Source organism: Lactiplantibacillus plajomi (assembly GCF_005405405.1).
Lineage (GTDB): Bacteria > Bacillota > Bacilli > Lactobacillales > Lactobacillaceae > Lactiplantibacillus > Lactiplantibacillus plajomi.
Genome location: NZ_BJDZ01000021.1, coordinates 41,870 through 49,447 on the forward strand (window position 1 = coordinate 41,870; position 7,578 = coordinate 49,447).

At 47.8% G+C, this 7,578-nt stretch carries 9 protein-coding genes; 4 read left to right on the top strand and 5 right to left on the bottom strand.

Annotation, left to right across the window (positions count from 1 at the left end; all coding sequences use genetic code 11):
• Nucleotides 1-14 precede the first annotated feature (14 nt).
• From phnX to FFM82_RS09425, 5 genes are read right to left on the bottom strand one after another with little or no spacing between them, the layout of a single operon-like run.
• Nucleotides 15-809, bottom strand: a complete 795-nt coding sequence (gene phnX, locus FFM82_RS09405; RefSeq protein WP_137645578.1) for a phosphonoacetaldehyde hydrolase — start codon at nucleotides 807-809, stop codon at nucleotides 15-17.
• Nucleotides 810-835: 26 nt separating this feature from the next.
• On the bottom strand, nucleotides 836-1,690 hold the full coding sequence (locus FFM82_RS09410; protein ID WP_137645579.1) for a PhnE/PtxC family ABC transporter permease: 855 nt from the start codon (nucleotides 1,688-1,690) through the stop codon (nucleotides 836-838).
• On the bottom strand, nucleotides 1,687-2,490 hold the full coding sequence (gene phnE / locus FFM82_RS09415; protein WP_137645580.1) for a phosphonate ABC transporter, permease protein PhnE: 804 nt from the start codon (nucleotides 2,488-2,490) through the stop codon (nucleotides 1,687-1,689). Before phnE ends, FFM82_RS09410 begins: the two co-directional genes overlap by 4 nt.
• On the bottom strand, nucleotides 2,480-3,253 hold the full coding sequence (gene phnC, locus FFM82_RS09420) for a phosphonate ABC transporter ATP-binding protein (RefSeq protein WP_137645581.1): 774 nt from the start codon (nucleotides 3,251-3,253) through the stop codon (nucleotides 2,480-2,482). Before phnC ends, phnE begins: the two co-directional genes overlap by 11 nt.
• 37 nt (nucleotides 3,254-3,290) lie before the next feature.
• On the bottom strand, nucleotides 3,291-4,352 hold the full coding sequence (locus tag FFM82_RS09425; protein ID WP_137645582.1) for a phosphate/phosphite/phosphonate ABC transporter substrate-binding protein: 1,062 nt from the start codon (nucleotides 4,350-4,352) through the stop codon (nucleotides 3,291-3,293).
• Between the two features lie 278 nt (nucleotides 4,353-4,630).
• On the opposite strand from FFM82_RS09425, the gene tsaB reads away from it, so the two are divergent.
• From tsaB to tsaD, 4 genes are read left to right on the top strand one after another with little or no spacing between them, the layout of a single operon-like run.
• Nucleotides 4,631-5,356: a tRNA (adenosine(37)-N6)-threonylcarbamoyltransferase complex dimerization subunit type 1 TsaB gene (gene tsaB, locus FFM82_RS09430; protein WP_137645583.1), complete on the top strand. Its 726-nt coding sequence runs from the start codon at nucleotides 4,631-4,633 to the stop codon at nucleotides 5,354-5,356.
• Entirely contained in the window at nucleotides 5,340-5,915 is a 576-nt protein-coding gene (gene rimI / locus FFM82_RS09435; protein WP_137645584.1) for a ribosomal protein S18-alanine N-acetyltransferase, read from the top strand. The genes tsaB and rimI (FFM82_RS09435) overlap by 17 nt, the downstream gene beginning before the upstream one ends.
• On the top strand, nucleotides 5,905-6,366 hold the full coding sequence (rimI, locus tag FFM82_RS09440; RefSeq protein ID WP_137645585.1) for a ribosomal protein S18-alanine N-acetyltransferase: 462 nt from the start codon (nucleotides 5,905-5,907) through the stop codon (nucleotides 6,364-6,366). The genes rimI (FFM82_RS09435) and rimI (FFM82_RS09440) overlap by 11 nt, the downstream gene beginning before the upstream one ends.
• Nucleotides 6,367-6,376: 10 nt before the next feature.
• Nucleotides 6,377-7,417 carry a tRNA (adenosine(37)-N6)-threonylcarbamoyltransferase complex transferase subunit TsaD gene (tsaD, locus tag FFM82_RS09445; RefSeq protein WP_137645586.1) on the top strand — a complete coding sequence of 347 codons (1,041 nt, stop codon included), beginning with the start codon at nucleotides 6,377-6,379 and terminating at the stop codon, nucleotides 7,415-7,417.
• The last annotated feature ends 161 nt before the right edge of the window (nucleotides 7,418-7,578 follow it).

A 7,578-nucleotide genomic window follows, 5' to 3' on the forward strand; every position in this document is an offset into this window, starting at 1 on the left:
TGATCTCCTTCGTCCTAATGGTCGGTAACGGGTTGGTTAATACTGTCGATCAGAGCTGGTAATTCAACCATTGATTCGATAATGTAGTCCGCACCGACGCTTTCATACTGACCCGCAACTTTGGCACGTAACGCCGCTTGTTGCACGTCGCTAAGGGTGGCAAAGGCATCTTGTGAAAGTCCCATTAAATTGCTGCCGTCAACGACGCCGACGGTAATGGCATCCGCGTTTTGACCTTCTAAAATATCGTTGACGGAATCGCCGACCTTCATTACGGTCGTTGGGTCGGTAATTTCCAACTGGTCGCTAGCAAGTTCCAACATGGCTGGTGCTGGGCGGCCAATTCCGTTAGTTTGCGCTGAGGTGATGTTAACGGTTGGACGGTATCCTTGCTTAGCGGCAATCGGTAATACGAGGGCCAACATTTCCGCGTCGTAGCCGGTGGTGGTCCCGTAGGCAATGTTGTGTTCCGTTAAGTAGGTCACGACGTCAGTCATCCCAGGCTTTAGTTCGCCAAATTCAGCAATGGAAGCGAGTAAAATTGATTTAAAATCATGGTAGATCCGTTCGCAATCATCGTTAGAAGGCAGAACTTGGAACCGGGCCTGCCAGTCGTTTTGGACGGCGGGTAAGTTAATGATTTTATGAATATGGGTGTACTTATCGAGCCCCATATCTTGACGAATTTCGGCTTCGGTAATGTCGATACCGACGTTACTGAAGGCTTTTTGGAAAGCAACGATTGGTGCGCGACTCCCGTAGTCGATGGTTGTACCGGCCCAATCAAAAATAACGGCTTGAATGCTCATAGTGAAGCTCCTTTGAATACGAAAGATTAATTATGCTTTAAATAGTGGCCCCGTAGTTTCATCGAAATCAATTCTAGTACGATGGCGACACCGAGTAGTAGGTAAACAATTAAGCCGACTTCGTGGAAATTGAAGTAGAAGTTACCGGCCATAAATAAGAAGTAACCAATGTCATCGGCACCCGCCGCCGCACCGACTGCAACGGCATTGGCAAAGTTGATTTCGAAGCGGATAAACGTCCAACTAAGGAGGGCCGGCACGATTGATGGCAGAATCGCCTGGAACACAATCGGCCAGAACCCAACGCCACTGGCCTTTAAGGCTTCAATCGTATCTTGAGAAGTTTCTTCGATACTTTCTGAGTAAGCTTTGACCAGGTAGGCGACACTGTGGAAAGTTAACCCGACCACGGCTGCACTGGCACCGATTCCCATCACAACGGAGTAGATCAACACCCAAAGAATCGTTGGAATTGCCCGGATGAACGCCATAACGGCCTTAATGCCGGTTGCCAACCAACTAGGGGCTAAGTTCCGGGCGGCACCGACGGCGATGAAGAAGGCCACGACGGCACCGAGCAAAGTGGTGAGTAACGCCAAGGAAACGCTGGTTACGAGGGCCTGTAATAACTGACCCCAAGAATCCTGACCAACGCTCGGATGCAGGAACATGGCGTTCAGGTTAACGCCTAAACTATGAAAAGCATCGGCTAAGTTTAGGTTGCTGCTGTTAAGGGTTGCGAGTGAATAAATACTAATGATGGCCAGCACCGCTAAGACGGTCCGCAAGATCTTTCTGGGTTTAGTGACCAACGAGATGTGCTTAGACTTAGGTGCTGACGGTTGTAAAGCGTTCGGGTTTGGTTGACTATTTTCAATCATGCAATGGCCCTCCGAATTTGAGTAGACGTTAACTCGAGTAAAATGACTAAGATGGCAATCAACAAGACAATCAGACCGGCGGCGTCATAGCGGAAACTCTTAAAATAAGTATCAAAGAGGAACCCAACGCCGGTCCCAGTTAACAGACCAACTAAGGTTGCGTCACGCAAGTTGTTTTCAATCATGTAAAGGACCCAGCTGGTTAAGGTACTGGCTGCTTCGGGGAGGACCCCACAAAAGACACATTGAAAATAGTTTGCCCCGACTGCTTGTAAAGCTTGAATCTTTTCCGCGTCTAAGTCTTCAATCGTTTCGGTAAAGGCCCGGGTCAGGTAGCCTAAGGTCATGAAGAACAAGGCCAAGAAACCGGTAAAGTCACTCTGCTTGAACGAGAACAACAGGATCATGGCCCAAGCAACGACTGGAATGTTCCGTAAGAGCGACGCGCCGAAGCGGATAACGAGACTGACTGACCGGTGTGGCGTCGTTGTTTTGGCACCGAGAATGGCTGCCATCAGCGCGAAAATACTGGCCACGATGGTGGAAGAAATTGAAACGAGCAAGGTCCGCCACAACTGATAAAGGATGGGTCCTAAGTAAGAAATTGAACGTTCCGTTGGAATAAAGTTATGAAACAACCAAATTAATCCGGCGGGAATCTTTACAATTGAATTCCAAGTTTGGAATTTAACCAAGAGCATTGACCCCACGTAGATTCCGATGAGAATCAGTAAAACGATCAGCATCCGTAACCGGCGTTGCCGGTAAAATTGTTGGGGGGATTGGTAGTTAGTTTTCATTAGCAGTCACCACCGCACCTGGCTGATCAGCTTGACGATAAATTTTTTGTAAAACGCCGTCGTTAACTTCGTCGGTCGGACCTTCGAAAACAATGGCACCACTGTTAATACCAACGATGTGGTCGGCATATTCAAGCGCAATGTCCACTTGGTGCAAGTTGATTAAAATAATCAATTGCTTTTCGCGGGCGAGTTTTCGTAAAATATCCATTACGATTTTAGTTGACTTAGGGTCGAGGGATGCGATCGGTTCGTCACATAAAATCATTTTTGGATGTTGCATGAGGGCCCGAGCAATCCCGACCCGTTGCTGTTGACCACCACTAAGTTGGTCACAGCGTTGGTAGGCGTATTCTTTGAGACCGACTTCGTCTAAAAGGGCGAGGGCTTCGCTTTTTTCGTCATCGCTATATAGCCCGAGCATGCCAGCAACGGTCGACTTAGCGCCTAAACGGCCGTGAAGCACGTTTTCTAAGGCCGTCAACGGGTTAATCAAGTTATAGTTTTGAAAGATCATCCCGATGTGGTGACGAATTTTGCGTAATTCACCCTTGTTAGCTTGACGAATATCCTGGTCGTCCAACAAAATTTGACCGCTGTCATCGCGAATTAATTGATTGATACTCCGTAGAATCGTTGTCTTTCCGGCACCCGAAGGCCCAATGATGGCCGTGACTTCACCTGGTTGTGCCGTGAAGTTGACCGCTTTGAGCGAGTGCTTATTTGAACCGTAAGTTTTATCTAGTTGAATGACCTTGAGCATAGCAGTTCCTTTCCTGGATACCTAAATGGAAATCGGTTTAGTAACCAACTAACTTATGAGTTGGTGCGTACCACTTGTCGGTAACCTTTAATAATTTAGTTTTTTCAGTCTTCTTAGGGAACATGGAAGTCTTCTTAGACCCTGGTTTTGAGAAGATTTGTTCGTTGTCGGCGAATTCTTGAGAAGTAAATTCTTTAGCAATCTTGGTTTGGTCATCCTTGCTCAACGTCTTAGTGTTGAAGACCCAAGGACCTTGTTGAACCGGCATCATGGCGATGTTAACTACTGACTTACCCTTCAAGCTGTTGAACGGTGCTTCGGCGTCATCTTTAACGGTAAAGGTTGAGCCAACCTTGTCCCATGACCCCTTAGTTGCTTTCAGGTAAGGCATTAAGTCGGCGTCATCAAAGGCAGCCACGTCCGCGTCACCCTTGATCAAGTTAACGGCTGAACCTTGATGGGAGCCACCGTAAAGGACTTTGCTGAAGAATTGACCACTTTGCGTTAACTTATCCTTGTCACCATCTTTAATACTGAATTCACGGGTGATTTCAGCGGTTGGCACTAAGAAACCGGAAGTTGAACTGTTTGAAACGTAAGACATCTTCTTACCCTTGACGTTCTTGATGCTATATTTACCATTTTCTTGATACTTATCAGCATCTTTTTGTTGTACCATTAAGTAAGAGTTGTAAGTGGCTTTCTTAAGGGTTCCTTCACCATCAGATTGAGCGGCAAACGGTACAACGTCCTTGCTCAGCTTATGAGCTTGGATATAACCGTTGGCACCCATGTAGGCCAGTTGCGCCTTGCCGGAAGCAATTGCTTGGATGGCCACGTTATAATCGGTAGTTGTTTGTAACTTAACCGTTTTACCAGTGGCTTTTTCGATAGATTTCTTTAAAGCATCGCGGGAAGTTGCGAAGCTCTTAGCGGATTCGTTCGGGTAGAACACGACGGTGATGGCTTTGCCATCCTTACCGGCGCTGCTACCTTTACTGCTAGAGTTAGTGCTGGTACCGCTGGCACAGCCGGCGAGACCTAACCCTAATACTGAAACAAATGAAAGACCTAAGAGAGACTTACTGAGCTTTGACATAATTTTTCATTACCTCCAAGTAATTTAGTTACTTGTGTAGCATAACAAGGGAATGTAAATGTGCTAAAAAGGATTAGTGAAGTCTATGTATAAGTTATGTAAATCTAGTTTACGAATCAGATGGCGTGATTAAATTGGTAAGGGCTTTAACGGCCACTTTTCATGAGTTTTCGGTGGTTATCCGCCTGGATTGGTCGGTTGCCGCTTGAAAGCTTTCAAAGTCGCTAAATTATGATAAGATATGTGAAGTAATTCAAAATGAGGAGTCTGTAAAAATTATGAAGTTGTTGGCTATCGATACTTCCAACCGTCCGTTGAGTGTCGCCGTTTTAGAAGATACTAAAATTTTGGCCACGACGACAACCAACGTCGGTCGTAACCATAGTAGTACCTTGTTACCAATTATTGAGCAGTCACTGGCACAGGCGGGGATTGCACCGGAAGCGTTGGACCGCATCGTGGTTGCCGCGGGTCCGGGATCGTATACCGGGTTACGCATCGGGGTGACGACGGCCAAAACGTTGGCGTTTACGCTGGATAAAGCGTTGGTCGGTGTTTCTAGTTTGGCCGCGTTAGCCGCCAACGTCTTAACGGAAGGCCAGTTGGTGGCACCGTTATTTGATGCCCGCCGTGAAAACGTCTTTACCGGGCTATATCGGATTGAGAATCAACGGCCGGTCAACGTCGTTGCGGATCAGCACGTTAGTTTGACCGATTGGCACCAAGTACTAGCAGCTTACCAGGAACCCATCGTGTTTATCGGAGCCGATGTGGCGACTTATGAAGAAAAGTTGAAAGCTAGCTTTGGTAAACGGTTCGTCCGGGCCGCTCCCCAGCTAGACTTACCACGGGCTGAAGCCATCGGGTTGCTCGGTCAAACAATGGCGCCGGTAGCGCAAATTCACGCGTTCGTACCAAATTACTTACGGTTGACGCAAGCCGAACGGGATTGGCAAGCTAAACACCCAGAAGAGGATCATGCACCCTATGTTGAAAAGATTTAAGCAGTACTTTCAGAAAATAACAACGAATCACGATCAACACCGTAAGAAGGTGCTGACGATCGATGACCACTTGGTCGAGGTCGAAAATACACGCTATTTCTTATCGCAGGCGTTGATTACGGACGTGCCGGAGATGTTGGCGATTGAACGCGCGGTTTACGCCGGCCAGACGCCCTGGGATCAAAATGCGTTTAAGACGGAGCTGCGCCGTCAAAGTGGGCGGTTCTACATTGTGATGCGCCACGAAGACCAATTAGTTGGCTTTTGCGGCTGTGCATTCGATGACCGTCGCCGTGACGCCCACATTACTAATATTGCGGTTCATCCCGATTCACAAAACCGTGGACTGGGTCGTTTTATGATGCAAACGATGATTGACCGGGCTAAGCGGTTGCGGTATCAGACCGTGACGTTGGAAGTCCGGTACAGTAACGTGACCGCGCAGCAATTGTACCGTGATATTGGCTTTGAGAAGACCGGAATTAAAAAGCGGTACTACTTTGGTGACCATGAAGACGCCATTGATATGACGTACCGGATAAGTGAAAATGGCGACTGAGCCTCGAATAGTTTCCGGTGCGGTCTTTTCTGCTGAAGAATTAGGTAAGCTTTGTTACCAACTTGCCACTGTCGCTTACCCGAACGGTGCGCCTTGGCGACAGGCGACCTTTATTGCAGACGTTGATATGCCGCAAGCGCACTACGATGTGATCTTGGTACGTGAACGACCGGTCGGCTTTATCAGTCACACGGTGGTGCTAGATGAAGCGGAGGTTACTAACGTTGCGGTTCACCCGGATTTTCAGCACCAGGGCCTAGCAGGCCGACTGCTCAACGGCTGTTTTGAACAGTTGTCACCGGGCGACCAGCTCTTTTTAGAGGTTCGGTCGAGCAACGTTGCTGCTCAGCACTTATATTTAAAATGCGGGTTTGAACGTATCGCGACCCGCAAAAATTATTATCATAGTCCGCTTGAAGACGCACTAATTATGCGCAAAATTATTAATTAAAGGATGGTCACTGGTGGAGAAACAGAATTTGATTTTAGCTTTTGAATCGAGTTGTGATGAAACGAGTGTCGCGGTCGTTCGTAACGGCGACGAAATCTTGTCGAACGTGATTGCAACTCAGATCAACAGTCACAAACGGTTTGGCGGTGTCGTACCGGAAGTCGCTAGTCGACACCACATTGAACAAATTACGATTTGCATCGAAGCGGCGCTTAACGAAGCCAACGTGACTTACGATGACTTGGACGCCGTAGCGGTAACGTACGGTCCCGGACTGGTTGGCGCGTTATTGGTCGGTGTGAACGCGGCCAAAACGGTGGCGTTTGCGCACCACTTACCGCTAATTCCGGTAAACCACATGGCGGGGCACATTTACGCGGCACGCTTTGTTAAGCCGTTTGAATTTCCGTTGATGGCGCTACTGGTTTCGGGTGGCCACACCGAATTGGTTTACATGCAGGCGGACGGCCAGTTCGAAATTATTGGTGAAACGCGTGATGACGCGGCCGGTGAAGCGTACGATAAAATTGGTCGGGTGCTAGGCGTTCCGTACCCAGCCGGCAAGGTAATCGATGAAATGGCTCATCAAGGGCAGGATACCTTTAATTTTCCGCGTGCCATGATTGATGAAGATAACTACGATTTTAGTTTTAGCGGGTTAAAGAGTGCCTTTATTAACACCGTCCACCACGCGGATCAAATTGGGGCGACCCTGGATAAAAATGACCTGGCAGCCAGCTTTCAGGCTAGCGTTGTCGACGTCTTGGTCAGCAAGACGTTGCGGGTCCTGAAACAGTACCCGGTCAAGCAGTTGGTCCTGGCCGGTGGGGTTGCAGCTAATCAGGGATTACGTGAACGGCTACAGCTAGAATTACCGAAACACTTTCCGGACGCCGAATTATTGTTAGCACCGCTGAAACTTTGTGGTGATAACGGTGCGATGATCGGTGCCGCCGGCTATATTCAGTACCAGCACCAGCAATTTGGGGATGCGAGCCTTAACGCGGATCCAAGCCTTGAATTTGATTGGATGCCGAACATGCCCCATTAAATTAAAAAATTCCGCTTAGAATGTTATTTTCTAAGCGGAATTTTTTAGGCTCTATGATATTTGAGGCTGTGACATAAGTCTCTAAAAACAAAGCAGGTCTGGAAAAATCTTCGGATTTTTCCAGACCTGCTTTTGATATAATAGAAAATAAAAAAAGAGCA